Source organism: Actinomadura rupiterrae (assembly GCF_024172125.1).
GTDB lineage: Bacteria > Actinomycetota > Actinomycetes > Streptosporangiales > Streptosporangiaceae > Spirillospora > Spirillospora rupiterrae.
Map to the genome: position 1 here is coordinate 85,476 of NZ_JAMZEA010000003.1, position 26,165 is coordinate 111,640.

The 26,165-nt window shown below is 72.8% G+C and carries 27 protein-coding genes; 11 read left to right on the top strand and 16 right to left on the bottom strand.

Annotated elements, in window-relative coordinates:
- Positions 1–18: 18 nt before the first annotated feature.
- Positions 19–681: an RNA polymerase sigma factor SigE gene (gene sigE / locus FHU30_RS09260; protein WP_253874072.1), complete on the bottom strand. Its 663-nt coding sequence runs from the start codon at positions 679–681 to the stop codon at positions 19–21.
- Between the two features lie 234 nt (positions 682–915).
- Between sigE and FHU30_RS09265 the strand changes: the two genes are divergently transcribed.
- Positions 916–1,521: an O-methyltransferase gene (locus FHU30_RS09265; RefSeq protein ID WP_253874074.1), complete on the top strand. Its 606-nt coding sequence runs from the start codon at positions 916–918 to the stop codon at positions 1,519–1,521.
- 3 nt (positions 1,522–1,524) lie between these two features.
- The gene (locus tag FHU30_RS09270) at positions 1,525–2,412 is read left to right on the top strand and encodes a hypothetical protein (RefSeq protein ID WP_253874076.1); all 888 of its coding nucleotides are present in this window, start codon (positions 1,525–1,527) and stop codon (positions 2,410–2,412) included.
- A gap of 36 nt (positions 2,413–2,448) precedes the next feature.
- Here FHU30_RS09270 and FHU30_RS09275 read toward each other — a convergent pair whose 3' ends face one another.
- Together FHU30_RS09275 and FHU30_RS09280 are read right to left on the bottom strand one after the other, a co-directional pair.
- Positions 2,449–3,909, bottom strand: coding sequence for a leucyl aminopeptidase (locus FHU30_RS09275; RefSeq protein ID WP_253874078.1), 1,461 nt, complete (start codon positions 3,907–3,909; stop codon positions 2,449–2,451).
- 192 nt (positions 3,910–4,101) lie between these two features.
- Positions 4,102–4,269 (bottom strand): DUF3117 domain-containing protein, encoded by a 168-nt coding sequence (locus FHU30_RS09280; RefSeq protein WP_083952185.1) that lies wholly within the window; start codon positions 4,267–4,269, stop codon positions 4,102–4,104.
- A 427-nt stretch (positions 4,270–4,696) separates the two neighbouring features.
- Between FHU30_RS09280 and FHU30_RS09285 the strand changes: the two genes are divergently transcribed.
- Positions 4,697–5,494 carry an enoyl-CoA hydratase-related protein gene (locus FHU30_RS09285; RefSeq protein WP_253874080.1) on the top strand — a complete coding sequence of 266 codons (798 nt, stop codon included), beginning with the start codon at positions 4,697–4,699 and terminating at the stop codon, positions 5,492–5,494.
- A 47-nt stretch (positions 5,495–5,541) separates the two neighbouring features.
- Here the strand turns inward: FHU30_RS09285 and FHU30_RS09290 are convergent, their stop codons facing one another.
- The 7 genes from FHU30_RS09290 to FHU30_RS09320 all read right to left on the bottom strand — a co-directional run bounded on the left by FHU30_RS09290 (position 5,542) and on the right by FHU30_RS09320 (position 11,822).
- Positions 5,542–6,117 carry a DNA-3-methyladenine glycosylase I gene (locus FHU30_RS09290; RefSeq protein ID WP_308211243.1) on the bottom strand — a complete coding sequence of 192 codons (576 nt, stop codon included), beginning with the start codon at positions 6,115–6,117 and terminating at the stop codon, positions 5,542–5,544.
- Between the two features lie 34 nt (positions 6,118–6,151).
- Positions 6,152–6,889, bottom strand: a complete 738-nt coding sequence (locus tag FHU30_RS09295; RefSeq protein WP_253874082.1) for a FliH/SctL family protein — start codon at positions 6,887–6,889, stop codon at positions 6,152–6,154.
- Positions 6,890–6,937: 48 nt separating this feature from the next.
- On the bottom strand, positions 6,938–8,275 hold the full coding sequence (locus tag FHU30_RS09300; RefSeq protein WP_253874084.1) for an alkaline phosphatase PhoX: 1,338 nt from the start codon (positions 8,273–8,275) through the stop codon (positions 6,938–6,940).
- A 149-nt stretch (positions 8,276–8,424) separates the two neighbouring features.
- Positions 8,425–9,015, bottom strand: a complete 591-nt coding sequence (locus FHU30_RS09305) for an LOG family protein (RefSeq protein ID WP_253874086.1) — start codon at positions 9,013–9,015, stop codon at positions 8,425–8,427.
- Positions 9,015–9,821: an LOG family protein gene (locus tag FHU30_RS09310; RefSeq protein ID WP_253874088.1), complete on the bottom strand. Its 807-nt coding sequence runs from the start codon at positions 9,819–9,821 to the stop codon at positions 9,015–9,017. Before FHU30_RS09310 ends, FHU30_RS09305 begins: the two co-directional genes overlap by 1 nt.
- A 4-nt stretch (positions 9,822–9,825) precedes the next feature.
- Positions 9,826–10,884 (bottom strand): succinyl-diaminopimelate desuccinylase, encoded by a 1,059-nt coding sequence (dapE, locus tag FHU30_RS09315; protein ID WP_253874090.1) that lies wholly within the window; start codon positions 10,882–10,884, stop codon positions 9,826–9,828.
- 101 nt (positions 10,885–10,985) lie between these two features.
- A complete protein-coding gene (locus FHU30_RS09320) occupies positions 10,986–11,822 on the bottom strand; it encodes a 2,3,4,5-tetrahydropyridine-2,6-dicarboxylate N-succinyltransferase (RefSeq protein ID WP_253874092.1) in 837 nt (278 codons plus the stop codon).
- A gap of 44 nt (positions 11,823–11,866) precedes the next feature.
- On the opposite strand from FHU30_RS09320, the gene FHU30_RS09325 reads away from it, so the two are divergent.
- On the top strand, positions 11,867–12,757 hold the full coding sequence (locus FHU30_RS09325) for a hypothetical protein (RefSeq protein WP_253874094.1): 891 nt from the start codon (positions 11,867–11,869) through the stop codon (positions 12,755–12,757).
- Between the two features lie 114 nt (positions 12,758–12,871).
- Here the strand turns inward: FHU30_RS09325 and FHU30_RS09330 are convergent, their stop codons facing one another.
- Positions 12,872–13,675 (bottom strand): polysaccharide deacetylase family protein, encoded by an 804-nt coding sequence (locus tag FHU30_RS09330; protein ID WP_253874096.1) that lies wholly within the window; start codon positions 13,673–13,675, stop codon positions 12,872–12,874.
- Positions 13,676–13,854: 179 nt separating this feature from the next.
- Positions 13,855–15,375 carry an MFS transporter gene (locus FHU30_RS09335; protein ID WP_253874098.1) on the bottom strand — a complete coding sequence of 507 codons (1,521 nt, stop codon included), beginning with the start codon at positions 15,373–15,375 and terminating at the stop codon, positions 13,855–13,857.
- Between the two features lie 213 nt (positions 15,376–15,588).
- Between FHU30_RS09335 and sigJ the strand changes: the two genes are divergently transcribed.
- The gene (gene sigJ, locus FHU30_RS09340) at positions 15,589–16,551 is read left to right on the top strand and encodes an RNA polymerase sigma factor SigJ (protein WP_253874100.1); all 963 of its coding nucleotides are present in this window, start codon (positions 15,589–15,591) and stop codon (positions 16,549–16,551) included.
- A 34-nt stretch (positions 16,552–16,585) separates the two neighbouring features.
- Here sigJ and FHU30_RS09345 read toward each other — a convergent pair whose 3' ends face one another.
- Complete coding sequence (locus FHU30_RS09345) at positions 16,586–17,197, bottom strand: TetR/AcrR family transcriptional regulator (RefSeq protein WP_253874102.1); 612 nt, start codon at positions 17,195–17,197, stop codon at positions 16,586–16,588.
- 71 nt (positions 17,198–17,268) lie between these two features.
- Between FHU30_RS09345 and FHU30_RS09350 the strand changes: the two genes are divergently transcribed.
- The gene (locus tag FHU30_RS09350) at positions 17,269–18,474 is read left to right on the top strand and encodes a cytochrome P450 (RefSeq protein ID WP_253874104.1); all 1,206 of its coding nucleotides are present in this window, start codon (positions 17,269–17,271) and stop codon (positions 18,472–18,474) included.
- A gap of 75 nt (positions 18,475–18,549) precedes the next feature.
- Positions 18,550–19,278, top strand: a complete 729-nt coding sequence (locus FHU30_RS09355) for a TetR/AcrR family transcriptional regulator (RefSeq protein WP_253874106.1) — start codon at positions 18,550–18,552, stop codon at positions 19,276–19,278.
- Positions 19,279–19,285: 7 nt separating this feature from the next.
- Here the strand turns inward: FHU30_RS09355 and FHU30_RS09360 are convergent, their stop codons facing one another.
- From FHU30_RS09360 to FHU30_RS09370, 3 genes are read right to left on the bottom strand one after another with little or no spacing between them, the layout of a single operon-like run.
- Positions 19,286–19,954 carry a response regulator gene (locus FHU30_RS09360; protein ID WP_253874108.1) on the bottom strand — a complete coding sequence of 223 codons (669 nt, stop codon included), beginning with the start codon at positions 19,952–19,954 and terminating at the stop codon, positions 19,286–19,288.
- Positions 19,951–21,078, bottom strand: coding sequence for a sensor histidine kinase (locus tag FHU30_RS09365; RefSeq protein ID WP_253874110.1), 1,128 nt, complete (start codon positions 21,076–21,078; stop codon positions 19,951–19,953). The genes FHU30_RS09360 and FHU30_RS09365 overlap by 4 nt, the downstream gene beginning before the upstream one ends.
- A 35-nt stretch (positions 21,079–21,113) precedes the next feature.
- Positions 21,114–21,968: a helix-turn-helix domain-containing protein gene (locus tag FHU30_RS09370; RefSeq protein WP_253874112.1), complete on the bottom strand. Its 855-nt coding sequence runs from the start codon at positions 21,966–21,968 to the stop codon at positions 21,114–21,116.
- Between the two features lie 79 nt (positions 21,969–22,047).
- On the opposite strand from FHU30_RS09370, the gene FHU30_RS09375 reads away from it, so the two are divergent.
- The 4 genes from FHU30_RS09375 to FHU30_RS09390 are packed head-to-tail and all read left to right on the top strand — an operon-like array spanning position 22,048 to position 26,047.
- Complete coding sequence (locus FHU30_RS09375; protein WP_253874114.1) at positions 22,048–22,863, top strand: alpha/beta fold hydrolase; 816 nt, start codon at positions 22,048–22,050, stop codon at positions 22,861–22,863.
- A 20-nt stretch (positions 22,864–22,883) separates the two neighbouring features.
- Positions 22,884–24,125, top strand: coding sequence for a hypothetical protein (locus FHU30_RS09380; protein ID WP_253874116.1), 1,242 nt, complete (start codon positions 22,884–22,886; stop codon positions 24,123–24,125).
- Positions 24,125–24,898 (top strand): SDR family oxidoreductase, encoded by a 774-nt coding sequence (locus tag FHU30_RS09385; protein ID WP_253874118.1) that lies wholly within the window; start codon positions 24,125–24,127, stop codon positions 24,896–24,898. The genes FHU30_RS09380 and FHU30_RS09385 overlap by 1 nt, the downstream gene beginning before the upstream one ends.
- A 12-nt stretch (positions 24,899–24,910) precedes the next feature.
- Positions 24,911–26,047 (top strand): sulfotransferase family protein, encoded by a 1,137-nt coding sequence (locus FHU30_RS09390; protein ID WP_253874120.1) that lies wholly within the window; start codon positions 24,911–24,913, stop codon positions 26,045–26,047.
- The last annotated feature ends 118 nt before the right edge of the window (positions 26,048–26,165 follow it).

Here is a 26,165-nt window from a genome sequence, read left to right on the forward strand (position 1 = left end):
GCCGCGCCGGGCCGCCCGTCAGCGGCCCTCCGCGGCCGCCGCCGGCTCGGCGGCGTCCGTGGTTCCCCTGCGGCGGGGCGCCCGGTGCTCCAGTGCGGCGCGCAGCTGCGCCCGTCCCCGGTGGATGCGGCTGCGCACGGTTCCCAGTTTGACATCCAGCGTCGCGGAGATCTCCTCGTAGGAGAGCCCCTCGATGTCGCACAGCACCACGGCGGCCCGGTACTCGGGGGCCAGGGCGTCGAGCGCGGCCTGGACGTCGGAGTCGAAGTTGCGGTCGTCGAACGCCTGCGCCGGGGTGGGCTCGCGGCCCTGGAGGCGCTCGGCGGCGTCGTCGGCCAGCCCCTCGAACCGGATGCGCTGCTTGCGCCGCGCCTGGTCGAGGAACAGGTTGGTGGTGATGCGGTGCAACCAGCCCTCGAACGTGCCGGGCGTGTAGTTCGAGAGCGAACGGAACACCCGGACGAAGACCTCCTGGGTGAGGTCTTCGGCGTCGTGCTGGTTGCCGGTCAGCCGGTAGGCCAGCCGGTAGACCCGGCCGGAGTGCTCACGGACGACCTCGTCCCAGGACGGCGGGGCCCATTCGGCCTCGGGTGCGTTCTCGCGCGCACGCGCCGCGTCGGCCCGGCCCCTACTGGAGCCGACCCCGACAGCGCTCTTGAAGGTAAGTGCTGCCACTCCCATGGTGCCGGGCTGTTCCTCTCTCCACATGGTGGAACGACACGGTCCTGCCTGGGCTGGGGCGGTTGCCGTACTCGCGATCCGCACCCGCCCCGACCGGGGCGAGCGCCATCGTGGTTTAGAACGCGCTGGAACTCCGGTTGGTTCCCCGTCAGCGATATTGTCTTTCCAGCATGAGCCAGGCGGGGGTCCCGCGAGGAGGCAGCCATCGACGCCATTGAGGCCACCCTGTCCTACGTGGAGGACTTCCTCCCCGAGGACGAGGCGATCGTCAACGCCCGGCAGCGGGGGGAGGAGGTCGGCGCCACGCCGATCGGCCCGGCCGGCGGGGCGGCGCTGCGCTTCCTCGCCACGCTGATCGGCGCGCGGACGGTCGTCGAGGTCGGCACGGGCTGCGGCGTGTCCGGAATCTCCCTGATGCGCGGCATGCCGCCGGACGGCGTGCTCACCAGCGTCGACGTCGACCACGAGAACCAGCGCCTGGCGAAGCTCGCCTACCGCGAGGCGGGCCTCGGCTCGTTCCGCACCCGGATGATCGTGGGACGCGCCCTGGAGGTGCTGCCGCGGCTCACCGACGGCGCCTACGACATGGTCTTCTGCGACGCCGTCAAGACCGAGTACCCCGAGTACTTCACCGCCGCGCTGCGCCTGCTGCGCCCCGGCGGCGTCATGGCGTTCGACAACGCCCTGCTGAACCGGCGCGTCGCCGACCCGTCCTACCGCGGCGACCCGACCACCGAGGCCGTCCGGGAGATCCACCACCGCGTCCGCGAGGACGAGCGCCTCGTCCCGCTGCTGCTCCCGGTCGGCGACGGCCTCCTCTGCGCCGTCAAGCGCGACTGACCCATGCCCGCCCCCCGGGACACCGACCGCTACGGACGCCCCGTCCGCGGCGGCCGCAAGCCCAAATGGGCCGACACGGCCCACGACGTCCCCCCACCCGTCCCCGACGACACCCCAGAGCCCCTGGACGTCCCGGGCGAGGCGTCCACGTCCCGCGAAGCGCTGGACGAGCCGGGCGATGCGTCCGAGACCACGTCCACACCCCGCGAGGCGCCCGAGCCGCTTGAGCCCGCAAGCGCCGACAAAGCCGACAACCCCGCGAGCGCCGGCTCAGAGGACGCCAAGCCGCACGGCGTGTTCGCGGTTCGGGCCCGGATGACGTGGCGGACGGCCTGGCGCGCGCTCGCGTTCGGCATCCTGCTGCTGGCGTCGGCCGGGTTCGTGGCGGGCGGCGTCATGGGCGGCGGATCCGGCGTCGGGAGCCTGGTGTTCATCGTGCTCGGCGCGGTCGGGCTCGTGGCCTTCGGCGGCGGGTTCGTGGCCGCGGTCGGCGGCCCGCTGGCCAAGCGGCCCGTCCTGGAGATCGCGGACGAGGGCGTGCGCCGTCCCGCGAGCTGGCCGCTCCCCCGCTCCCGCGACCGCGTCCTCCCCTGGACGGACGTGACGGCCCTGCTGGCGCTGCGCCGCGGCGTGGCGGGCACCAAGCGCGGCGAGCAGGACTTCCTGGTCTTCCTGAGCACGGACGCCGTGGTCGAGCTGGCTCGCGAGGCCGAGCGCGCCGCCCTGATCGTCTTCACCCTCGCGGACGTCCCGGCGACCACCCCCGGCATGCCCGAGGCCACCCGCTGGAGCTTCGCCGTGGACCAGAGCTGGGACACCACCCTCCCGGCCCTGGTCAAGCAGATCCGCCGCCGCCACAAGATCCCCGTAGTGGACCGCCGCACCCGCTGACCGGCGGGTGCGGACGCACGGTCGGCAGGACGCCCGTCAGCCGGTCAGCCACTCCAGGAGGAGGCGGGTGGAGAAGCCGGTGGCACCCTTGCTGATCTCCAGGTCGTCGCTGGTGGATCGGGCGGGGCCGGCGATGTCGAGGTGGGCCCAGGGGCGGTCGCCGACGAACTCGCGGAGGAACAGCGCGGCCATGATCGAGCCGCCGCCGTAGCCGCCGCGCTCGATGTTGGCGACGTCCGCGACGTCCGACTCGATGCCCTTGCGGTACTCCTCGACGAGCGGGAGCCGCCAGAGCGGCTCGCCCGCGGCCGTCCCGGCCTCGGTGAGGGCCGCGGCGAGGGCGTCGTCGTTGGCGAACAGGGCGCCGTGCCGCAGGCCGAGCGCGACCTTGGCCGCGCCGGTGAGGGTCGCGACGTCCACGACGAGGTCGGGGTCCAGCTCGGCGTCGGCGTAGGCGAGCGCGTCGGCGAGGACGAGCCGGCCCTCGGCGTCGGTGTTCAGCACCTCCGACGTCCTCCCGCCGAAGTGGGTGATCACATCGCTCGGCCGCATGGACGACCCGGACGGCATGTTCTCCGCCGCCGCGACCAGCCCGGTGACCTTGGCGCGGACGCCGAGGCCGCGCAGGGCGGACATGACGGCCATGACGATGCCGCCGCCCTGCATGTCGGTCTTCATCGTCTTCATGTTGTCGTTCGGCTTCAGCGACAGGCCGCCGGAGTCGAACGTGATGCCCTTGCCCACCAGGACGATGTGCCGGTCGGCGCCGTCCGGCGCGTAGGTGAGCTCGATGAGGCGCGGCGGGTGCAGCGGCGAGCCGGAGCCGACCGCGAGGAGGCCGCCGAAGCCGCCGTCGGCGAGGTCCTTCTCGTCCCGGATACGGACGGAGAGCCCGCTTTCGGCGGCGAGCTCGCGGGCCCGCTCGGCCAGCCACGCCGGGGTCTTCTCCGAGGACGGCGTGTTGGCCAGGTCGCGGGAGAGCGCGGTGGCCTGGGCGAGCGCGATTCCCCGCTCGATCTGCGGCGCGGCGGCGTCCGGCCCGGACTCGGTGAGGACGGTCAGCGCGCCCAGCGGGCCCTTCTTGGACGCCTCGCCGATGCGGAACTCGTAGGACGCCAGCAGCGTCCCGACGACGAACGCGGACAGGTCGCCCTCGGGGACGCCGACGACGAGGTTCGCCCGTCCGCGCGCGCGTCGGGCGAGGGCCGCGCCCGCCTTGCGCAGGTCGTCCGGGGACGCGTCGCCGACGCCGTAGAGCAGCAGCTCGCGGACCTTGTCACCGACGCGGACGGGTGTGGCGACGATCTCGCCCGGCTCGCCCTTGGCGCGGTGCAGGGCGAGCACCTCGTCCAGCGCGAACGGGAGCGCGGCGGCGATCTCGGCGGCGGGCGCGACCGGGCCCTGCCGCACGGGGACGGCGGCCAGCTCGGCGTCGAGCTCGGTCACGGCCTGCGAGACGGTCCCGCCGGTGGGCGCGACGCGGGTCTGGATGGGCATGCTGAACGCTTCCCCCTGTGCTGCTGCTCTGCTGCTGGTCGGGCTGCTCTTTGCGCTGCCGGATGGGCTGCTCTTTGCCTGCGCCGCCGGACGGTCGGCACGGCCGCCGGCGGGTCCGCGAGGGGCCTCGGGACGGCGAAGGCCCCGGCGTCTCCGCCGGGACCCGCCGTCACGCCGAAGCGAGTGGGGAGGTCAGCCCACGACCTGCTTCAGGGCTTCGCCGAGCTCCTTCGCCTCGTCGGCGGAGAGCTCGACCACGAGGCGGCCGCCGCCTTCGAGCGGGACCCGCATGACGATGCCGCGTCCCTCCTTGGTCACTTCGAGCGGACCGTCTCCCGTCCGCGGCTTCATCGCCGCCATGCGTGCATCCCCTTCCTGCCCAGGACCGCGTGGGGCCTTTCGGGCACCGTTGGCCGCGTGGCCGCCTGTGCTTCCGCGTCATCAGTAGTAGTGGTCCATTATCTCGCCTTCCGAGCGCGAAGTGGTAACGATCAGCCTCCAGATCGCGGGACTCGCCCCAAAAAGTCCCCTTTTGGGGCGGTGACTACCAACCGTTTCGTCCGGGAATCCCACTCTCGGCCGGAGGTCCTCCCCCGGCAGGCCGCCGCGTCCCGCCCGTCCGGTCCGACAGGCCCGGTGAAGCCCGCTACGGCAGGCCCGGCACACCGCCTGGACGTCCCTTCCACGCGGGCCGAGGGCGCGCGGAAGCGGCCGGGGACTTGCCCTCCGGGGGCATGGTCGTCAAAGGTGGCGGAAGCGAGACCGTGAGCAGATTGTGAGGACGACGATGTCCGAGGCGACGACCGAACCGGTGCGGTACGGCGTGGACGGCGGTGTGGCGACGATCACACTCGACCGCCCCGACACCATGAACGCGCTGACCGTGGCCATGAAGGAGGCGCTGCGGGACGCCGTCGAGCGCGCCGCCGCCGAGGCCGCGGTGCGCGCCGTGGTGCTGACCGGCTCGGGGCGCGCCTTCAGCGCCGGGCAGGACCTCCGCGAGCACGCCGGGAACCTGGCCGCCGGTCGCGGCCTGGACGGCACCCTGCGCAAGCACTACAACCCCATCGTGGAGGCGATCACGGGCATGCCGAAGCCGGTCGTCGCGGCCGTGAACGGCACCGCCGTGGGCGCCGGGATGTCCCTCGCCCTCGCCTGCGACCTGGTCGTGGCCTCGGAGAAGGCGTCCTTCGCGACCGCGTTCAGCAAGATCGGCCTGGGCCCGGACAGCGGCCTGTCCTGGACCCTCCAGCGCCTCGCCGGCCGCGCGAAGGCCGCCGAGCTGCTGATGCTCGCCGAGCCGCTGCGCGCCCCGGACGCGCTGGCCCTCGGCCTGGTCAACCGGGTCGTCCCGGCCGAGGAGGTGCTGTCCGCGGCGACCGAGATCGCCCGCACCCTGGCGTCCGGGCCCACGGTCGCCTACGCCGCGATCAAGACCGCCCTCGCGCACGCCGCCGCGCATGACCTCCCGTCCGCCCTGGACCGCGAAGCCGAGCTCCAGGACGCCCTGGCCGAGACCGCCGACCACAACAACGCCACCGAAGCCTTCCTGAAGAAGCAGAACCCCACCTACGAAGGCCGCTGATCCGAGGCCGCAGGGTCTGCTTGCAACTGCAAGCAGACCCTGTTCGCTCAGGTGTAGGCGCCCCGGCGGTGGCAGGCGGCGAGGTGGTCGTCGACCAGGCCGCAGGCCTGCATCAGGGCGTACGCGGTGGTCGGGCCGACGAAGCGGAACCCGTTGCGCTTCAGCTCCTTCGACAGCGCCTTCGAGCCCGGCGTGGTCGCCGGGACGTCGTCGGTCGTCTCCGGGACGGGCGCGTCGGGGTCGGCGAACTTCCAGATCAGCTCGGCCAGGCCGCCCGGCACCTCCAGGGCGGCGCGGGCGTTGCCGATGGCGGCGTCGATCTTGGCGCGGTTGCGGACGATCGACGCGTCCGCCATCAGCCGCGCCACGTCGTCCTCGTCGAACGCGGCGACCTTCTCCATGTCGAAGCCCGCGAACGCGGCGCGGAAGCCCTCGCGCTTGCGCAGGATCGTGATCCAGCTCAGCCCGGACTGGAACGCCTCCAGGCAGAGCCGCTCGTAGAGGCCCTGGTCGTCCCGGACGGGACGCCCCCACTCCTCGTCGTGGTAGGCGACGTACTCGGGCGCCGAAAGGCCCCAAGGGCAGCGGGCGAGCCCGTCCTCACCGATGACCGCGGTATTCACCAGCCCTGTCTACCGCACCCCGCCGACAGAACCGCTAGCGCTTTTGCGACTTCTCGTCTTCCAGCAGCTCACGGCCGCTTTCGAGCAGCTCGTGCCCGCTCCCGAACCCGTCCGGCCCGCCCTCGAACGGCTCCCGCCCGTCCGAGTCGCCGCCGCCCTCGAACCGGTCGCCGCCCGCATCCCCGAACGCCTCGCGCCCACCCTCGTAGCCGCTCTCGCGCCCACCCTCGTAGCCGCTCTCGCGCCCACCCTCGTAGCCGTTCTCGCGGGCTTCCTCGAAGCCGTCCCCGCGCTCGCTCTCGTAGCCTTCGACCTGGCCGTTCTCGCGGGCGGTGCGGGGCGGGGCCGACTCGTCCAGCCGGCGCTGGAGGTCGGCGATGTGCTGCTCCAGCGCGGCCATCCGGGCGTCCCGCTCGGTGAGCGCGTAGGCGAGCCGGTGCAGGGCCTCGTCCGTGATGCCCATCTGGTAGCCCCAGAGCGCGCGCGGCAGCCGCAGCATCGCCACCTCGGGCCCCGTGACCGGGACGCCGTTGATCAGCGGCAGCGGCGGGACGTCCGGGTGCGTGCGGGCCAGCTCGCCACCGCGCCCCATCGCGAGCACGACGACGGCGGCCAGCACGGCGACGCCCGCCAGCACGAGGACCACCATCACCACGGTCTTGCTCCGATCTGTCGACACGGCCGCGTCCGCCGACACGTCCGCACTGTCGATCGTGCCATGACCGGGGCGGTGCTCGCGCGTGACCGCGTCGATGCCGGACGGATCGGGCACCACCGCGAGCGCCCCGGCACCGGTGCCGGGGGCGCCTCACGGGCCGGGTCAGCGGTGGAGGTGGTGCCAGGGGCCGGTGATCGCGAAGGTCACGCCGGGGCCCTCCTGGCGGTTGGCGAACAGGATCCGGCCGTCCGGGGAGAACGTCACGCCGGTGAACTCGCTGTCGTTGAACGCGTTGCGGGCCAGCGCGAAGGGCCTGCGGTCGGACGTGGTGCCGACGAGGTAGTTCTCGCCGTCGCCGTCCTCGGCGAGGATCACGCCGCCGCCGTACGGCGAGACGGTGATGTTGTCCGGGCCGTCGAACCGCCCGCCCGGCTTGAACACCAGCTGGAGCTCGATCTCGCGGCGGTGCGGGTCGTAGGTCCAGACCTGGCCCGCGTGCTCGGCGGCCGCGCCGTCCTTGGTGTGGGAGAAGCTGCACACGAAGTACGCCTTGCCGTGCCCCCACCACGCGCCCTCGATCTTCTGGCTGCGGGTGATCTGGCCGTCCTCGAACTGCTTGCGCGTGGAGACCGTCGCGGCGGACGGGTCGGGCACCTTCGTCCACTGCACCCGCAGCCGGGTTCCGGGCTCCTGCACGACCGACAGGTCCCGGACGTCCGGGACGTACATGGCCTCAAGCGTCCCGCCGGCGAGGTAGGCGTGGTAGTCGCCGCGGTGCGAGCGCGGGGTGAAGCGGTAGAACAGGCCGAACGGGCCCTTCGCGTCCTCGGTGAGGTAGGCGGTGTGGGTGTGCGGGTCGACGGCGACGGCCTCGTGCGCGAACCGGCCCAGCGCGGTCAGCGGGACGGGCTCGGTGCGGCGGCCGGTCGGGTCCACCTCGAACACCCAGCCGTGCGACTTGGTCTGCCCGCTGAAGCCCTCGGTCTCCTCGCAGGTCAGCCAGGTCCCCCAGGGCGTGCGGCCGCCGGCGCAGTTGGTGGCCGTCCCGGCGAGGCTGACGTACTGGGAGATCAGCGTGCCGTCCCGGTCGACCTCCAGCGTGGTGGTGCCGCCGTTGGCCGCCGGGTCGTAGGTGAGCTCCGGCGCCGCGACCGCGCGGGTGCCGTTGTTGCTCTGCTCGTGGTTCCGGACGAGCCGGGTCCGGTGCGGACGGCTTCCGGGGAACGTCGCCGTCCCGTCGTGGTGCCCGGGGACGACGACGCCGTCCTTGATCGGCTCGCCCTCGGTGGACAGCGTCTTGTAGGCGAACCCCTTCGGCAGGTCGAGCACGCCCTTCGGGTCGGCGACCAGCGGCCCGTACCCGAACGCCTCCCCGCCCGCACCGGTTCCGGCGGCGCCCGTCTCGGCGGACGCCCCGGACTGGAAGATCGAGTCGACGCTGCCGGCCAGCGCGATCGAGAGCGCGCCGGCTTTCATCACGCCACGACGGGACACGGCCATGATCAGGCTCCTTCGGGGAGGGCGCCCGTCCAAGAGGGCGCGGATCTCCCCGGAGCCTGGCGACCCCACTTGAATGCAAGGTAAACGGCCCGCTTACCTTGCACGAACCTCCCCGCGCCCGCCGCCCGCGCGCGGAGGCCGGCGGACGTTTACGGTTCGGCTTCGATGTAGTCCTCGGCGGTGGGCTCGACCTGGGGGCGGCCGCGTTCGAGGAGGTCGAAGGCCTCGCCGAGGTCGGCGGTCCAGCCGATCGCGTCGAAGATCTTCGGGCGGGCGAAGCCCAGCTCGGTGAGGTTCTCGGCCAGCTCGCGCAGCGGGGCGAACACGCCGTACGGGTCCAGGACGACCAGGGGCTTGTCGTGCATGCCGAGGGTGCGGGACGTCCAGATCTCGAACAGCTCCTCCAGCGTGCCGATGCCGCCGGGAAGGACCAGGAAGGCGTCGCTGCGCCGGTCCATCTCGCCCTTGCGGGAGCGCATGTCGGGCGTGATGACCAGCTCGTCGCTGTCCTCGTCGGAGACCTCGACGTGCCGCAGGCCCTCGGGGATCACGCCGACGGTGTGCGCGCCGCCGGCCCGCGCGCCGCGCGCGACGGCGCCCATGGAGGAGATGCGCCCGCCGCCGCTGACCAGGGTGTGGCCGCGCCGGGCCAGCTCGGCCCCGACCTGCTCGGCGAAGTCGACGTGCTTGGGATCGATGCGGGTGGACGAGGCGCAGAACACGCAGATCGCGAGCCCCATCACATGCCGTTCCCGGCGCGGCGGGCGGTCTCGGCGCGGGCCTCGGCCTCGGCCTCGGCGAGCTGGCGCGCGGCGGCCTCGTGCGCGTCCGCGATGATCGCGACGACCTCGTCCGGGTCGTCGGTGAGGTGGATCAGGTCCAGGTCCTCCGGCGAGATCTTGCCGGACGGCACCATCACCTTCCTCACCCAGTCGAGCAGCCCGCTCCAGAACTCGGTCCCGACCAGGACGATCGGGAACCGGGTGATCTTGCCGGTCTGGACGAGCGTGATCGCCTCGAACAGCTCGTCCAGGGTGCCGAAGCCGCCCGGCAGGACGACGAACGCCTGGCTGTACTTCACGAACATCGTCTTACGGACGAAGAAGTAGCGGAACTCGACGCCGATGTCGATGTGCGGGTTCATCGACTGCTCGAAGGGCAGCTCGATGCCGAGCCCGACCGACAGCCCGCCCGCCTCGTCGCAGCCCTTGTTCGCGGCCTCCATGATGCCCGGGCCGCCGCCGGTGATCACCGCGTAGCCGGCCTCGTGCAGCTTCGCGCCGATCTGCTCGCCCAGCCTGAACTCGGGCGAGTCCGGCTTGGTGCGCGCGCTGCCGAACACGCAGGCGGCCTTGGGCAGCTCGGCGAGCAGCCCGAAACCCTCGACGAACTCGGCCTGGATGCGCAGCACCCGCCACGGGTCGGCGTGCACCCAGTCCGCGGGACCGCGCCGGTCGAGCAGCCGCTGGTCGGTGGTGGTCGACGGGATGGCCTTGCCGCGCAGGGTCGCCGGGCCCTGCCTCCTGGTGCGGATCTCGCGCTTCATGGCCTCACCTTAGCCAGGCGAGCAGGCGGTTCTCGGCGTCGGTGATGAGCGGGAGGTCGACGAACTCGTCCTTGGTGTGGGCGAGGGTCGGCTGGCCGGGGCCGTAGTTGACGGCCGGGACGCCGAGGGCGTCGAACCGCGCGACGTCGGTCCAGCCGAGCTTCGCGCGGACGTCCGCGCCGGTCTCGGCCACGAACGCGCGCGCGGCCGGACGGTCCAGGCCCGGCCGGGCGCCGGGCGCGGAGTCGACGAGCTTCACCTCGAAGCCGTCGAAATATGACCGGACGTACTCCTCGGCTTCGTCCACCGACTTGTCCGGCGCGAAGCGGTAGTTCACGGTCACGACGCATTCGTCCGGGATGACGTTGCCCGCGACGCCACCGGAGATGAACACCGCGTTCAGGCCCTCGTGGAACTCCAGGCCGTCCACGACGGGCTTCGCGGGCTCGTAGGCGCGGAGGCGGTCGAGGACCGCGCCCGCCGAGTGGATGGCGTTGGAGCCCATCCAGGCGCGCGCGCTGTGCGCCCGCTCGCCGCGCGCGGTGACCTCGACGCGCAGCGTGCCCTGGCACCCGCCCTCGATGAGCCCGCCGGTCGGCTCCATCAGGACGGCGAAGTCGGCGGCGAGCAGCTCGGGACGGTTCTCGGCGATCCGCTTGAGGCCGTTGCGTGCCGCCTCGACCTCCTCGCACTCGTAGAAGACGTACGTGACGTCCCGGGACGGCTCGGACAGCGCGGCGGCCAGCTTGAGCTGCACGGCCACCCCGGCCTTCATGTCCGACGTGCCGCAGCCGTAGAGCCGGTCGCCCTCGCGCCGGGACGGCAGGTTGCCGTTCAGCGGGACGGTGTCCAGGTGCCCGGCGAGCAGCACGCGCTCGTCCCGGCCGAGGTCCGTCCGCGCGATGACCGAGTCGCCGTCCCGGACGACCTCCAGATGCGGCAGCGCCCGCAGCGCCGCCTCGACGGCGTCGGCGAGCGCCTTCTCGTTCCCGCTCACCGACTCGACATCGACGATCGCCGCCGTCAGATCCGTCACGTCCATCTGGAGATCGAGAGAGGTCATGCGGGAAACCCTATGCAAAAGGAGCGGCCCGTGGGCCGCTCCCCCGCCGCGTCCGGCGCGTGCCTAACGCGCCCGCGTCCGGCGCGCGCTTTCGGGCCTGCTCAGGTGTTGATGCCGTGGTCGCGCAGGATGTCGTTCAGCTCGGCCTTGTTGTGGCGCTGGCCGGGCTCCAGGCGCTTGAGGATCAGGACGGCGGGCAGCCCGAAGCTGCCGCCCTTGAACTCCTTGATCCGGGTGCCGCCGACCGCGACGCACCAGTCCGGGATGCGGCCGCGGGCGATCTCCTCGCCGGTCTCGACGTCGATGACCGGCATGGACGCCGACAGGTTCGTCCCGGAGCCGACGACCGCGCCGGTGCCGACCCGCGCGCCCTCGACGATCATCGAGCGGGAGCCGATCATGGCCTCGTCCTCGATCACCACCGGCTTGGCGTTCGGCGGCTCCAGCACGCCGCCGATGCCGACGCCGCCGGACAGGTGCACGTTCTTGCCGATCTGCGCGCAGGACCCGACGGTCGCCCAGGTGTCGACCATCGTGCCGGAGTCGACGTAGGCGCCGATGTTGGTGAACGACGGCATCAGCACGACGCCGGGGGCCAGGTAGGAGCCCCAGCGGGCGATGGCGCCGGGCACGACGCGGACGCCGTCCAGCCGGCTCTTCAGCGGGATGCGGTCGTGGTACTGGAAGTCGCCGACCTGCGACCGCACCATGCCGAGCACCTTGAAGCTGAGCAGGATCGCCCGCTTCGCCCGCTCGTCGACGACGACCTCGCCGTCCGCCGGGTCGATGAAGGCGACCCGGGCCTCGCCCGCGTCGATCTGGTCCACGGCGGCGACGATCGCCGCGCGCGCCTCGGTGTCGTCCGGTCCGAGATCGGCGCGGCGCTCCCAGAGCTCGTCGACGGCGGCGGAGATCGGGCTGGTGAACGTTTCGCTCATGGGCATTGAGCTTACCGACGGCCGGAGCCCGGTACGGTCTTCGCGTGGCTGTCTGGGCGAAGCTGGGTTCCGGTCCCCGGGAGGGATCCGGCGGCGGGCGGGTGGGACGGCGGCGGCGCTGGTGGATCGTGGCGCTCGTCGCCCTCCTGGTGCTGGGCGCCGGCGGCTGGGTGCTCTACACCCGCGCCCGCCCCTACCTGCACGGATCGGGGTGCGAGGTGCGCACCGGGCAGGGCAAGATGCCGCTCGACCTGGACCAGGCCGCGAACGGCTCGACCATCGCCGCCGTGGCCGTCCGCAAGGCGCTGCCCGAGCGGGCCATGGTGATCGCCTACGCGACCGCCATCCAGGAGTCGCACATGCGCAACCTGGCGGGCGGCGACCGCGACTCGGTCGGCATGTTCCAGCAGCGCCCGTCGCAGGGCTGGGGCTCGCCGGACAAGCTGCGCGACCCCGTCCAGTCGACGAGCAAGTTCCTGGACGCGCTGGTCAAGGTGAAGGACTACCTCGACCTCGACCTGCACGACGCCGCGCAGCGCGTCCAGCGCAGCGCCGACGGCAACGCCTACGCGCAGCACGAGGGCGACGCGAAGGTGCTCGCGCAGGCGTTCGGCGGGCGGTCCGCCGCGTCCGTCCGGTGCTGGTACCCGCCGAACAAGCGCACCGCGCCGCGCCGCGCGGACGCCGTCCGGGAGATGCGCCGCGCGTTCGGCAGCCGCCTCCAGGTCGCCGCCCCGGCCGCGCCCGACTACGACGCGGTCAAGGCCCCCAACGAGCGGACGGGCTGGGCCGTCGCGTCCTGGGCGGTCACCCACGCCCAGGTCTACGGCCTGAGCGAGGTCCGCTTCGCCGGACGGCACTGGCGCGCCACCGAAGGCCACGACGGCTGGACCCGCGACGCCAAGGCCCCCACCACCATCGTCATCATCCGCTGACCCGGCGCGCCTCCTCCCGGGGCGCTTCCTGCCGCGCGGCTCCTCCAGGGCCACGAACTGCCGCGCGGCTCCTCCCGCGCGCCTCCTACAGGGCGACGAACCGCCGCGCGGCTCCTACAGGGCGACGAACTGGAGGCCGCGCTGCTTCAGCTGCGGCAGGACGGTCTTGAGCGCGTCGATCGTCTGGACGCGGTCGCCGCCGCCGTCGTGGCAGAGCAGGATGTCGCCGGGCTGCGCGGCGAGCATCGCGCTGGTGATCTTGGCGATGCCGGGCCGGGCCCAGTCGCGCGGGTCGATCTTCCAGTCCACGCAGATGAGCTGGTGCTGCGCGGCGACGTCGAACACCGCCGGGGACCAGTTGCCGCCGGGCGAGCGGAAGAACTTCGGCGCGACACCGGAGACCTGCGCGATCTGGTCGTGCGCCTCGCCGATCTCCCTGGTCATCCGGGCCGTGTCGAGCTTGGGCAGGTTCAGCGGGTGGGTGACGGTGTGGTCGGCGATCTGGTGGCCGTCCGCGACGATCCGCTGGACGATCTTCGGCTGCTCCACCACCTGCTCGCCGATCATGTTGAAGGTGGCCTTGACGCCGTGCGCGGCGAGCAGGTCCAGCATCATCGGCGTGTACTTGGGGTGCGGGCCGTCGTCGATGGTCAGGGCGATCGCGTTCTGCGGCGCGGCGGGAGCGAGGTCGTACAGGCTGCGGACGGGCTTGTGCAGCGCCTGCATGGGCTGCCCGTGCGCGTAGCCCGGGTCCGGCGGCGGCTCGGGGGCCTTGCCGTGGTGGCCGCCGTGTCCGGACGCGCTGGCCGAGCGCGGCGAACTCCCCGCGTGCCACAGGTCAGGCGCCGCCGCGGCGGCGATGCCCGCCGCCCCGGCGGCCAGCAGCCCGAGGGCGCGGCGGCGGTCCACGTTCGGCATGTGTACTCCGTGTCTGTCCGAGTGACGGTCCGTCCGGGCGGCGACGTCCGTCGAAGGTTGGCTGGGCGTTGGCTGAACACTGACTTTGACGCCGCCCCCGGCGCATGTGTTCGATCACCCGGAGGTGTTCGATCGCCCGACATCGTGACAGACCTCACCCGGACAGGTCACGCCGCCCCTCAGCGCACGTCCGCGACACCGCCCCGGGACGCGCCCGCAAAGCCTTCGGCCCCTGCGTCCGCCGCGACGTCCTCCGGGAGTTCGGGACGCGCATCCTCGGCGGGGGCCTCGTCGCCCCGGGTGTTGCGGACGCCGAGGCCGACGACGGCCGCCGCGACGGCGAACAGGGCGCCGGCGAACAGCGCGCGCTGGAAGCCCTCGGTGGTCGCGTGCTGGACGTCCGTCCCGAGCTTGACCAGGTGGGACGAGCGGTCCGCGGCGAGCACCGCCATGATCGCGAGGCCCAGCGCGGTGCCGAGCTGCTGGGACGAGTTGAGCAGCGCGGCCGCGATGCCCGCACGGTTCGCCGGGACGCCCGCGTTCGCGGCGGCGGTGACGGACACGAACACCACGCCGAGGCCGAGCGCGACGACGATCAGGCCGGGCAGCAGGTCCGAGACGTACGAGCCGCCGACCGGGACGCGGGACAGCAGGTAGAGCCCGGCGGCGCCGATCAGCGCGCCGACGGCGATCAGCGGACGCGTCCCGAGCCTCGGCAGCAGCTTGGACGTGATGCCCGCAGCGACGCCCACACAAGCGCACAGCGGCAGGTAGGCCGAGCCGGTCTGGAGCGGCGAGTACCCGAGGATGCTCTCCATGTAGAGGCTGAGGAAGAAGAACATGGCCGCGCCGCCCGCAAGGACGAGCAGCTGGGTGACGTTCGCCGCCGCCAGCCCGCGGATGCGGAACGTGTCGAGCGGCAGCAGCGGATGCGCCGCCCGCATCTCGTTGAGGACGAACAGCGCCAGCAGCACCGCCGCCCCCGCGAGCCCGCCGATCGTCCGGGCCGCGCCCCACCCGGCGTCCGGGGCCTTGACCAGCGTGTACACCAGCAGCAGCATCGCGCCGGTGACCAGGAACGCGCCGGGAATGTCGAACTCGCGCAGCCGGGCCGTCCGGCGGTCGTCGGGCAGCAGCATCGGGACCACGACGAGCACGGCGGCGACGACCGGCAGGTTCACCAGCATCACCCAGCGCCAGCCGAGGCCGTCGGTGAGGACGCCGCCGAGCAGCACGCCCGCGCCGGACGCGGCGCCGGCCATGCCGCCCCAGACCGCGAGCGCGCGGTTCCGCTCCGGGCCCTCCCGGAAGGACGTGGTGAGCAGCGACAGCGCGGCCGGGAGCATCATCGCCGCGCCGAGGCCCTGGACCATCCGCGCGGCGACCATCACCGGCGCGTTCTGCGCGAGCCCGCCCGCCGCGGACGCCGCGCCGAACAGGACCGTCCCGGCGACGAGCACGCGGCGGCGGCCGAGCAGGTCCGCGACGCGCCCGCCGAGCAGCATGAACCCGCCGTACGCGAGCAGGTAGCCGCTCGGCACCCACTGGAGGCCCTCGACCGAGAAGCCGAGGGCGCGGCGCATCGCGGGCAGCGCGATGTTGACGATGGACGCGTCGATGAAGTCGAGGAACGCGACGCCGCAGAGCAGCGCGAGCGTGAGCTTGCCCCGGCGCGTCGCCAGGAACGAGCTTTCGGACATGAGGATTTCGCCTCCGGCATCGGATGGTGCGCCGCGATGGAAGAACCGCGGCGGGTGCGCCGCGAGGGAAGGACTCCGCGGCGGGTGTGTCGCGATCCAAGAGCCGTCCGCGCCCGCGGGATGTGACGCGGTGAGAGACGAATCCCATTTGCCCGGGGGATGTCACACTTCGGGGGTCGCCGCACCTCACGGGGGTGGCGAACAGGAGGAACCATGCCCCACGACACTTCGACCGGCGCACCGGACGGCGGCCGATCGGCCGGCGTTCCGACCGCGCGGGCCTCCGACGAGGCGACCCGCGTCTACGCCGAGCACCGGGAGCTGCTGTTCTCGATCGTCTACAACCTGCTGGGCAGCGTCGCCGACACCGAGGACGTCCTCCAGGACACCTGGCTCGCCTGGGCGGCCCGCGGCCCGCACGGCGTGGAGAGGCCGCGCGCGTACCTGGTGCGCATCGCGGTCAACACCGCGCTCGCGCGGCAGGCGGCGGTCGCGCGGCGGCGCGAGTCGTATCCGGGGCCGTGGCTGCCCGAGCCGCTGGTCGCCGGGTCCGGGGAGGACGCCGCCGAGGACGCGGCGCGCGGCGAGGCGGTGTCGCTGGCGATGCTGGTCGTGCTGGAGACGCTGACCCCGCTGAGCCGGGCGGTGTTCATCCTGCACGAGGTGTTCGGCTACCCGCACACCGAGATCGCCGAGATCCTGGGCCGGTCCGCCGCGTCCGTCCGGCAGGTGTCGCACCGCGCGAGGCTGCACGTCCAGTCCCGGCGGACGCGCCGGACCGTCGACCGCCGCACGCAGCGCGAGGCCACCGAGCGGTTCCTGGACGCGGCGCTCGGCGGCGACCTGGCCGCGCTGATGGAGATCCTCGCGCCGGACGTGACGATGTGGACCGACGGCGGCGGCCACGGCCGCGCGGCGCTGCGCCCGATCCGCGGCCGCGACAAGGTCGTCCGGCTCATCACCGGCGCGAACTTCCGCCGCCCGGACGACCTGGACATCCGCTACCGCACCGTCAACGGCGACCCGTCCGCGGTCCTGTTCGACCACGACGCGCCGTTCGCCGTCATGGTCCTCGACATGTCCGAGGACGGCGAGCGCGTGGACGGCATCTACGCCGTCACCAACCCGGAGAAACTCACCCACATCGAAGACGGCGACGAAGACGGCGACGCGTGAGGCGTGAGGCGCGTCAGGACCCGCCGTCGGTGCGTCAGGCGCAGTCGGTGCGGAGGCCGCCGAGGATCTCGGTGAGGACCTCGGCGTACTCGCCGCGGAGGCGGTCCTTGTCCTCGTCGGGGGCCTCGGCGACGGCGGTGCCGGCCGCGCCGAGGACGTGGAAGGCGACCCGGGCGAGCGCCCCGCGCGGCAGCGGCGGCAGGAGCCCGGCCTCCTGCAACGACGCGACCATCTGCTCGACCACGCCGTAGCCGAACCGCTCCTCGCACTCGCGCCAGCGCTTCCAGCCGAGCGCGATCGGGCCCTCCTGCCAGACGATCCGGCCGTAGACGGGCTCGCGGCAGTGGTCGAGGAAGGTGTTCTGCGCGATGACCGCCGCGGTCCAGGCGTCCGGGGCGTCCGCGGCGGCGCGCAGGATGGCCTCGGTGGACCGCTCCTCCAGCCGCTCGAACACCGCCTGGAACAGCGCGGTCTTGCTGGCGAAGTGGTGGTAGACCGCGCCGCGGGTGGCGCGGATGTCGGCCGCGACGTCCTCCAGCGACGTGCCCGCGAAGCCGTGCTCGGCGAACCGCCGGGTCGCCGCGTCCAGCAGCGCGTTCCGCGTCTCCTCGGAGTACTTCGCCCGGCGGCTCTTGACGTCTGGCATGCGCGGAGCATACTACATACACAGCGTATGTAACCGACACAGCGTAGGTGGCAACCACCCGGGAGACCCCCATGTCCGAACCGGAACTGCTGTTCAACCCGTTCGAGCCCGGCTTCACCGACGACCCGTACCCGGCGTACCGGCGGCTGCGCGAGGCCGACCCCGTGCACGAGAGCCCCATCGGGATCTGGCTGCTGACCAGCCACCAGGACGTCACCGACCTGCTCCGCTCCGACCAGTCGGTGGACGAGCGGCAGGTCAGCGAGGGCCTGTTCGTCGCGCAGATGCGCGAGTTCGAGAGCGCGCTGAGCGGCCGCGGACGCTCCATGCTCGACCTCGACCCGCCCGACCACACAAGGCTGCGCGGCCTGGTGTCCAAGGTGTTCACCCCGCGCCGCATCGCCGCGCTCGAACCGGAGATCACCGCGCTGGTGGACGCCGCGCTCGACGAGATCGAGGACGCCGGGACGGCCGACCTGGTCGAGACCCTCGCGTTCCCGCTGCCGTTCACGGTCATCTCGTCCATGCTGGGCATGCCGCCGACCGACGCCGCGCGCGTCCGGGAGCTGAGCGGCTGGGTCGTCCGGTCGCTGGAGCCGCTGCCGGACGACGAGGCCGTCAAGCGCGTCGGCGCGGCCGGCGTGGAGCTGTACGAGCTGGTCCGCGGGCTGATCGCGGACAAGCGCGCGAACCCCGGCGACGACCTGCTCAGCGCGCTGATCGCCGCCGAGGCCGAGGGCGACCGGCTCACCGACGACGAGCTGGTCGACCAGGTCGTCCTGCTGTACGTGGCGGGGCACGAGACGACCGTCAACCTGATCGGCGGCGGGACGGTCGCGCTGCTGCGGAACCCGGCGCAACTCGCGCTGCTGCGCGAGAACCCGGACCTCGCCGCGAACGCGGTGGAGGAGCTGCTCCGGTTCGTCAGCCCCGTCCAGCAGAGCCGGCGCGTGACCGTGACCCCGTACAAGGTGCGCGACAAGGAGATCCCGGCGCAGCGGTTCGTCGTCGCCGGGCTCGCGGCCGCCAACCGCGACCCCGAGTTCTTCGGCCCGGACGCCGAGGAGCTGCGGCTCGACCGTCCGAACGCGCGCCAGCACGTCGCGTTCGGCGGCGGCCCGCACCACTGCCTCGGCGCCGCCCTCGCGCGGCTCGAAGGCCGGGTGGCGTTCGAGCGCCTCGTCGCGCGGTTCCCGCACCTGGCGCTCGACGGGGACGTCACCTGGAACGGCCGGATCAACCTGCGAGGGCCGTCCGCGGTCCCGGTCGGTGTCTGACGGTTTCCGGCGACGTGCGGCCCGGCTCGGGCGGGGGTGCTCCGGGCCGGGTCAGCGGTGCCTTATCGTGAACAGATGCCCCAGTCAGCGGAGGAACGCACGGCCGAGTCGGCGCCGCGTCGTCTGCCCCGGGGACGTCACGCCCTCGCGCCCGAGGTGGTCGAGCGCATCCACCGCGACCGGCTGTACGCGGCGATGGCCGAGGCGATGGCCGAGCGCGGGTACGTCCGCACGTCGGTGGAGGACGTCCTCAAACGCGCGGTGGTGTCCCGGCAGAGCTTCTACCGGCTGTTCGAGTCGAAGCTCGACTGCTTCATGGGCGCCTTCGAGCGCGCCGGCGAGATCCTGGTCGCCCACGTCCTGAACGCCCTCGACCCGAACGCCGAGCCCGCCCCCGCCTCCGGCGACGCGCCGGGGAACGGCGGCGCGGTGGCGGCGCGTCCGGCGGACGACCCGCTGCCGACGATCGAGCAGGCGATCACCGCCTACCTGGACGTCCTCGCGCAGGAGATGCCGTACGCGCGGCTGTTCCTGGTCGAGGTGTACGCGGCCGGGGCCGAGGCCGTCGAGCGCCGTACCGCGCTGCAGGCCAGCCTCGCGCAGGTGTTCGCCGACCTGATCGGCGCGAAGGACGACGCGGGCCGCTACACCTGCCACGTGATCGTCGCCGCGACCAGCGCCATGGTCACCCCGGCCGTCGCGGCAGGCGACCCCGACGCGCTCCGCGCCCTCGGCCCGCCGCTGGTCGACCACATCCGCCGCCTCTGGCACGCCGGCATGTTCGACGGCGCCTCACCCGAGTAGAGGCCGGTCAGTCGGTGAGCCAGCCGGGGCTGACCAGGCCGGACTCGTAGGCCAGGACGACGAGCTGGGCGCGGTCACGCGCGCCGAGCTTGGTCATGATGCGGCTGATGTGCGTCTTGGACGTCGTGGGGCTGAGCACCAGGTGCGCGGCGATCTCGTCGTTGCTGAGCCCGGCGGCGGCCAGCCGCAGCACCTCGCGCTCGCGGTCGGTCAGCGCGGCGAGGCGCGGCCCGGGATCGGGCGCCCGGACGCGTCCCGCGAACTCGCCGATCAGCCGCCTTGTGATCCGCGGCGTGATCAGCGCGTCTCCCCGGTGCACGACCCGGACGGCCTGGATCAGCTCCTCCGGCTCGGTGTCCTTGAGCAGGAAGCCGCTCGCGCCCGCTCGCAGCGCGCCGTAGACGTACTCGTCCAGGTCGAAGGTGGTCAGGATGACCACGCGGACGCCGTCCAGCCGCGCGTCGGCGGAGATCGTCCGGGCCGCTTCGAGGCCGTCCATGCCGGGCATCCGGATGTCCATCAGGACGACGTCGGGCCGCAGCTCGCGGACGCGCTCGATCGCCTGCGCGCCGTCGCCCGCCTCGCCGACGACCTCGATGTCGTCCTCGTCCGACAGGATCGAGCGGAAGCCCGCGCGGACCAGCCGCTGGTCGTCGGCGAGCAGAACCTTGATCATGCCGTCCTCTTCCCATAGGGCAGCCGAGCGCGCACGCGGAACCCGCCCTCCGGCCCGGCCTCCGCGCTGAACTCGCCGCCCAGCGCCCGCACACGTTCCCGCATCCCACCGATCCCACTCCCCGTCCCATCGTCTTGGCTCGGGGCGGGGCCGTTGTCGGTGATCTCGATCAGCACGGCGTCCGGGGCACGCTCGATGCGGACGGTGGCGTGTGACGCGTGCGCATGCTTGACCACGTTGGTCAGCGCCTCTTGGACGATCCGGTAGGCGGCGAGGCCGACCTCGGCCGGTGGCGGAGGTCCGTCCCCGGACGTCTCCTGCCGCACGTCGAGCCCGGCCGAGCGGGCCCGCTCGATCAGCTCTCCGAGCCGGTCGAGGCCCTGGACGGGCGCGGTAGGCGCGTCCTCGCCGTCCTGCCGCAGGACGCCGAGCATCGCGCGCAGCTCGCGCAGCGCCTCGATGCTCGTCTCGCGGATCGCGGTCAGCGACTCCTCGGCATGCTCCTCGCCGCGCCTGCGGTCCTTGGCGAAGCGCCGCAGCGCCGCCGCCGACTGGACGCTGATCAGCGACAGGTGGTGGCCGACGACGTCATGCAGTTCGCGCGCGATACGCAGCCGCTCTTCGGTGGCGGCGCGCTGCTCGGCCTCGTGCGCGTGCGCGGCGGTCGTGTGCCGCAGCCATCCGATCAGGACGACCGCGACGAGCCATCCGGCGAGCATGAACAGCGCGACGCCGTTGACGTCGCCGTTGCCCGCGAGCGTCCCGAGGCCGGTGAGGCCGAGCGCGACCAGGCCCAGCGCGACGGCCGCGCTGTGGCGTCCGCGCTCGGCGACCGAGTACAGCGCGACCATGAACGCCGCTAGCAGCGGCCCGTCGTACTCGCTGAGCAGGTAGTACGCGATCGTCAGGACGAGCATGAACGCCGCGACCGCGACCGGGTACGCGCGCCGCGCGACCAGCGCCCCGCACACCGCGACGAGCAGCACCCAGGACAGCGCGGTGACCGACCACGGCTCCTCGCGCGGGCCGAACAGCGACCGCGAACTCCCCACCGCGACGAGCAGCAGCACACCGAGGGCGACCGCGACGTCCGCCGCCCGCCCGCGAGGCCACCCGATCACCATGCGCCCAAGCCTAGAGTCCCCCGCCCGCCCCCACTTCAGCTCGTGGTCTCGGTGCGGAAGGCGCCTGGGGGCATGCCTGTGTGGCGTTCGAAGAACTTGGCGAAGTTGGCGGCGTCGTCGAAGCCGAGGCGGGCGGCGCAGCGGGCGGCGGGGAGGTCCGCGTCGATCAGCAGCCGCCGGGCCTCCAGGGCGACGCGCTGGTCGATGAAGCGCTTGGCGGTCTGCCCGGTCGCGGCGAGCGTCGCGCGGGTCAGGGTGCGCGGCGCGTAGCCGAGCTGCGCGGCATAGTGCGCGACCTGCCGCGAGCGCCGGAAGTCGCGCTCGACGGCCGCACGGAAGGCGGCGAACACCTCGTTCGCCGCCGGGGACGCGCCTCCCGCGCGCACCGAAGCCTCCGGCAGCAGCCGCAGGATCAGCACCGCGAGCAGGTGCCGCAGCACTTCCGCGTCCGGCGAAGGCTCCATGTATTCGGCGCGCAGATGCTCCAACGCCGTCCGCAGTGGACGCGTCGGAGGTGCCGTCCAGCAGGACGGCCCGAACGGGTCGTCGGCGGCCGTGCGCGCGATGCCCGGCGGCGGGAAGTCGGAGCGGAAGAGGATGAGGGCGCCGTCGATCTCCTCCACGCCGTCCAGCCGGTGGACGACGCCGGGCCTGATCCAGAGCACGGAACCGGGGCCGAGCGGGTGGCGCACGAAGTCGACCGTGTGATGGCCGGTGCCGCGCTCGACGACGCCGAGCACATGGAACTCGGGACGCTGGGCGGCGGAGCGCCGCTCTCGGGGGCCCAGCTCGCGCAGCCGCGCGAACGACATGACCTCGATCCCGTACGGCGCGTCCACGGGGCCGAGGTACGGGATCGTCGCGATCGCTTCGTGTCCGTTTTTCACCATGTCCAGCCCGGATCTTACCTCGCTGTGAGATAGGGGATCCCGCCAGGCTGTCGTTATCCACCACGAAGGAGAACGCGCGATGCCTTACGCCGAGATCGACGGCCAGAAGATCCACTACCTGGACACGGGCGGGGACGGCCCGGCCGTGGTGTTCAGCCACGGCAACCTCATGGACGCGGGCATGTGGGAGCGGCAGATCGCCGCGCTCCCCCGCGTCCGCCGCATCGCCTGGGACGCGCGCCTGCACGGCCGCACCTCCGACGACGGACGCGTCCCGACCTACTGGAGATCCGCCGAGGACCTGCTCGGCCTGCTCGACCACCTCGACTTGCCGCGCGCGGTGCTCGTCGGGCATTCGCAGGGCGGTTTCGTCTCGCTGCGCGCCGCGCTCACCGCGCCCGGACGCGTCGCCGGACTCGTCCTGATCGACACGGCCGCCGATCCGTGGCCGCCCGAAGCGCTGGAGCAGATGACGCACGTCCGCGACGGCATGCGGAACGCCGGACCGGAGGCGGTTGCACCCGCTTTGCTCCCCTTCCTGCTCGGCGACGAGCCCGACCTGCACGAAGAGTGGCTTGCGCGTTGGCGAATGCAGCCGCGCGCCCGGCTCGCGGACGCGGTCGCGATGCTCATGGCCGTGGACGGCGTCCGCGACCGGCTGTCCGAAATCGACGCGCCCGCCCTGGTCGTCCACGGGACCGAAGACGGCCCGGTTCCGGTGGCCGCCGGGATCGCGCTGCATGCGGGCCTGCCGAACACCATCGCCGACCCGGTGCTCATCCCCGGCGCCGCGCACACGCCTCCGCTCACGCATCCGGACGCCGTGACGGACGCCGTTGACCGGATGGTGGAACGGGTTCTAGTCTCGGCGGAGCGAAACCAAGCTAACGCTTGACCGAGACCTCGGGAGGCCCGGTGGCCACGGAGCCGTTCGAGCGCGCGACCACGGAACCGCCCGCCACCGAGGCGGTTGCGTCGGGGGCGGCCACGGAGGGGTTTGCGCGGGCGGTCGCGGAGGCGGAGGGGATCATTCGGGCCGCGCCGCACGTCCGGTCGGAGCTGGATCTCGCCGAGGGCCTGGCATACCTGGCCGGGAGCGTCCGGGCGTCGCTGCACATGGCGTGGGCGTACGAGCGGGACTTCCCGTTCTTCGCGCGCTCGACCGGGCCGCACTCCAAGCTCGGCCTGGACAATCCCGACACGCTGTACTTCAACGCCTACCTGCGCGACAACGCCGAGTACGTGGTGACCGGACGGCGCGGAACCACCGCCGACCTGAGCTTCCAGGTGCTCAACGGCGACTACACGCCGTCCGCCTCGCCGGACAGCCTGAACGCGTTCGACGACCGCGCGTTCGAGATCGCGCCGAACGGCGAGTACGAGCTGCGTTTCGGTCCGCCGGACCCGGACCGCAAGGACGACCCGAACTACGTCGCGCTCGGCGAGGGTGCGGCGATGCTGCTCGTCCGCGAGGTGTACAGCGACTGGGCGGACGAGCGGCCCGGCGAGATCCGCATCCACCGCGCCGACCGGCTCGGAGCCGCGCCCGCAGCGCCGACGCCCGAGCGCGAGGCGAGGCGGTTCGACGTCGCCGGCAAGATGCTCGTCAACCGGATCAGGACGTTCCTGGCGTTCCCCGAGTGGCACTACCTGAAGCTGCCGGTCAACACCATGACCGAGCCGCGCCCGACGCCCGGCGGCCTGACCACGCAGTACTCGTCCGTCGGGCACTACGACCTCGCCCCGGACGACGCGCTGGTGATCACCGTCCCGCGCTCGGACGCGCCCTACCAGGGCTTCCAGCTCGGCAGCATGTGGTACATCTCGCTCGATTACGTCAACCACCAGACGAGCCTCACCGCCGACCAGGCCGTCCCCGACCCGGACGGCATGATCCGCCTCGTCGTCGCCGAGCGCGATCCCGGCCTCGCGAACTGGATCGAGTGCACCGGCCACGACCGCGGCTTCCTCCAGATCCGGTGGCAGCGGCTCTCCCGCGAACTCACCCCCGCGGACGGCCCGCAGGTCGAGGTCGTCCCGTTCGACGAACTTCCGGCGCGGCTGCCGTTCCACGAGCGGCAGCGCGTGACCGGTCCGCAGTGGGCGGAGCGGATCGCTGCCCGCCAGGTCTCGACCGCGCGAAGGATGCTGGGCTGATGCTGGACGGACGGGTCGTCGTCATCTCCGGGGTCGGCCCCGGCCTCGGGCGCGGGCTGGCGCTCCAGTGCGCAAAGGCGGGCGCGGACGTGGTGCTCGCCGCGCGCACCGAGAAGCGCCTGGACGAGGTGGCTGAGGAAGTCCGCGCGCTGGGCCGCCGCGTCACCGCTGTCCGGACCGACATCCGCGACCAGGCGTCCTGCGAGCGGCTCGTCCGCGAAGCGCTCGATGCGCACGGACGCGTGGACGGCCTGGTCAACAACGCGTTCGCGATCCCGCCCCTGCAAGACCTCCTGGACGTGGACATCGCGGCCGTCCGAAAAGGCTTCGAGACGAACGTCCTCGCGGCGCTGAACCTGACCAGGCTGTTCGTCCCCACGCTCGTCGAGGCGAGGGGGTCGGTGGTGATGGTCAACTCGGCCGTCCTGCGGCACTCGAAGCCGACGTTCGGCGCGTACAAGATGGCGAAGTCGGCGCTGCTCGCGCTCGCGCAGGGCCTGTCCACCGAGCTGGGGCCGCGCGGCGTCCGGGTGAACACGGTCGCGCCCGGCTGGATCTGGGCCGACAACCTGAAGTGGTACTTCGACCACCTCGCCAAGGAGCGCGGCACGACGTCCCAGCAGGTCTACGACGAGACGGCCGAGACGATCGACCTGCGCAAGCTCCCCGAACCGGACGAGATCGCCGACGCGGCCGTTTTCCTGCTGTCCTCGTACGCGCGCGCGATCACCGGCCAGTGCCTCGACGTCAACGGCGGCGAGTTCCACCACTGAGGAGTGAGCCCTATGGACGGCGGGACGACCACCGTAGGCACGGTCGAGGATCTGCACGCTTCGGCTACGCGCATGACCGGCCTCACCGATTTCGGCGAGGACGACTACACCGACGGTCTCGAAACGCTTCTCGCGTCCTACCGCGAGGAGGCGCGCCTCACCCCGCTCGGCAGCAAAGTGCAGCGCGCGTTCCTTCGCGGTGCATTGACCGCGCGCCTGTTCGCCGAGGACGCCTGGAAACGGAACCCCGCCTACACCTCCGTGCCGATCGAGCGCCCGATCTTCGTCACCGGCCTCCCCCGCACCGGGACGACCGCGCTGCACCGGCTGCTCACCGCCGACCCGTCCCATCAGGGCCTCGAACTGTGGCTGACCGAGGTCCCGCAGCCGCGCCCGCCACGCGCCACGTGGGCGGACGATCCGGTCTTCCAGGCCGTCCAGGCGAGCTACGAGCGGCACCACGTCGAGCATCCGGAGTTCATGGGCGTCCACTACATGTCGGCGGACATGGTCGAGGAGTGCTGGCAACTGCTGCGCCAGTCGATGCGGTCGATCTCGTTCGAGTGCCTGGCGCACCTGCCGTCCTACTCCGCGTGGCTCGCCGGGCAGGACTGGACGCCCGCGTACCGCCGCCACCGCCGCCTGCTCCAGCTCATCGGCCTGAACGACCCGGGACGCCGCTGGGTGCTGAAGAATCCGAGCCACCTGTTCGCGCTGGACGCGCTGTTCGAGGTGTACCCGGACGCGCTGGTCGTCCAGACGCACCGCGACCCGCGCACGGCGATGGCGTCGATGTGCAGCCTCGCCGCGCACGCGACCGACGGCTGGTCCGAGCTGTTCCGCGGCGAGGTGATCGGCCGCGACCAGCTGGACCTGTGGTCACGCGGCCTGGACGCCTTCCGCCTCGAACGCACCCGGCACGCCCCGTCCCGCTTCTTCGACGTCCAGTACGAGGACTTCGTCCGCGACCCGCTCGGCACGGTCGAGGCGATCTACACGCGTTTCGGCCTGCCCCTCACCGACGATGCGCGCGCCGCAATGAAGAACCTCCACACCGCGTCGAACGAGGGCCGCGCCCGCCCGTCCCACCACTACACCCTCGCCGACTTCGCCCTCACCCAAGCCCAGGTCGACGCGAAGTTCGCCTGACCCTGTGCCACTGACGCCCGCTTCACCTGATCCTGGTCGTGCGGCTGAATCCTCCCGAAGGAGGAAACGCGGTCGTACGACTGGCCGCACGGACGGCCCGGACGCCGGAGGCGCGTTC

Excerpts from the sequence above, each read along its gene's own strand:
- sigE (WP_253874072.1), bottom strand. The coding sequence starts at position 681 with ATGGGAGTGGCAGCACTTACCTTCAAGAGCGCTGTCGGGGTCGGCTCC.
- FHU30_RS09270 (WP_253874076.1), top strand. The coding sequence starts at position 1,525 with ATGCCCGCCCCCCGGGACACCGACCGCTACGGACGCCCCGTCCGCGGC.
- FHU30_RS09275 (WP_253874078.1), bottom strand. The coding sequence starts at position 3,909 with ATGCCCATCCAGACCCGCGTCGCGCCCACCGGCGGGACCGTCTCGCAG.
- FHU30_RS09280 (WP_083952185.1), bottom strand. The coding sequence starts at position 4,269 with ATGGCGGCGATGAAGCCGCGGACGGGAGACGGTCCGCTCGAAGTGACC.
- FHU30_RS09285 (WP_253874080.1), top strand. The coding sequence starts at position 4,697 with ATGTCCGAGGCGACGACCGAACCGGTGCGGTACGGCGTGGACGGCGGT.
- FHU30_RS09300 (WP_253874084.1), bottom strand. The coding sequence starts at position 8,275 with ATGGCCGTGTCCCGTCGTGGCGTGATGAAAGCCGGCGCGCTCTCGATC.
- FHU30_RS09305 (WP_253874086.1), bottom strand. The coding sequence starts at position 9,015 with ATGGGGCTCGCGATCTGCGTGTTCTGCGCCTCGTCCACCCGCATCGAT.
- FHU30_RS09310 (WP_253874088.1), bottom strand. The coding sequence starts at position 9,821 with ATGAAGCGCGAGATCCGCACCAGGAGGCAGGGCCCGGCGACCCTGCGC.
- dapE (WP_253874090.1), bottom strand. The coding sequence starts at position 10,884 with ATGACCTCTCTCGATCTCCAGATGGACGTGACGGATCTGACGGCGGCG.
- FHU30_RS09320 (WP_253874092.1), bottom strand. The coding sequence starts at position 11,822 with ATGAGCGAAACGTTCACCAGCCCGATCTCCGCCGCCGTCGACGAGCTC.
- FHU30_RS09330 (WP_253874096.1), bottom strand. The coding sequence starts at position 13,675 with ATGCCGAACGTGGACCGCCGCCGCGCCCTCGGGCTGCTGGCCGCCGGG.
- FHU30_RS09335 (WP_253874098.1), bottom strand. The coding sequence starts at position 15,375 with ATGTCCGAAAGCTCGTTCCTGGCGACGCGCCGGGGCAAGCTCACGCTC.
- sigJ (WP_253874100.1), top strand. The coding sequence starts at position 15,589 with ATGCCCCACGACACTTCGACCGGCGCACCGGACGGCGGCCGATCGGCC.
- FHU30_RS09345 (WP_253874102.1), bottom strand. The coding sequence starts at position 17,197 with ATGCCAGACGTCAAGAGCCGCCGGGCGAAGTACTCCGAGGAGACGCGG.
- FHU30_RS09350 (WP_253874104.1), top strand. The coding sequence starts at position 17,269 with ATGTCCGAACCGGAACTGCTGTTCAACCCGTTCGAGCCCGGCTTCACC.
- FHU30_RS09355 (WP_253874106.1), top strand. The coding sequence starts at position 18,550 with ATGCCCCAGTCAGCGGAGGAACGCACGGCCGAGTCGGCGCCGCGTCGT.
- FHU30_RS09360 (WP_253874108.1), bottom strand. The coding sequence starts at position 19,954 with ATGATCAAGGTTCTGCTCGCCGACGACCAGCGGCTGGTCCGCGCGGGC.
- FHU30_RS09365 (WP_253874110.1), bottom strand. The coding sequence starts at position 21,078 with ATGGTGATCGGGTGGCCTCGCGGGCGGGCGGCGGACGTCGCGGTCGCC.
- FHU30_RS09370 (WP_253874112.1), bottom strand. The coding sequence starts at position 21,968 with ATGGTGAAAAACGGACACGAAGCGATCGCGACGATCCCGTACCTCGGC.
- FHU30_RS09375 (WP_253874114.1), top strand. The coding sequence starts at position 22,048 with ATGCCTTACGCCGAGATCGACGGCCAGAAGATCCACTACCTGGACACG.
- FHU30_RS09385 (WP_253874118.1), top strand. The coding sequence starts at position 24,125 with ATGCTGGACGGACGGGTCGTCGTCATCTCCGGGGTCGGCCCCGGCCTC.
- FHU30_RS09390 (WP_253874120.1), top strand. The coding sequence starts at position 24,911 with ATGGACGGCGGGACGACCACCGTAGGCACGGTCGAGGATCTGCACGCT.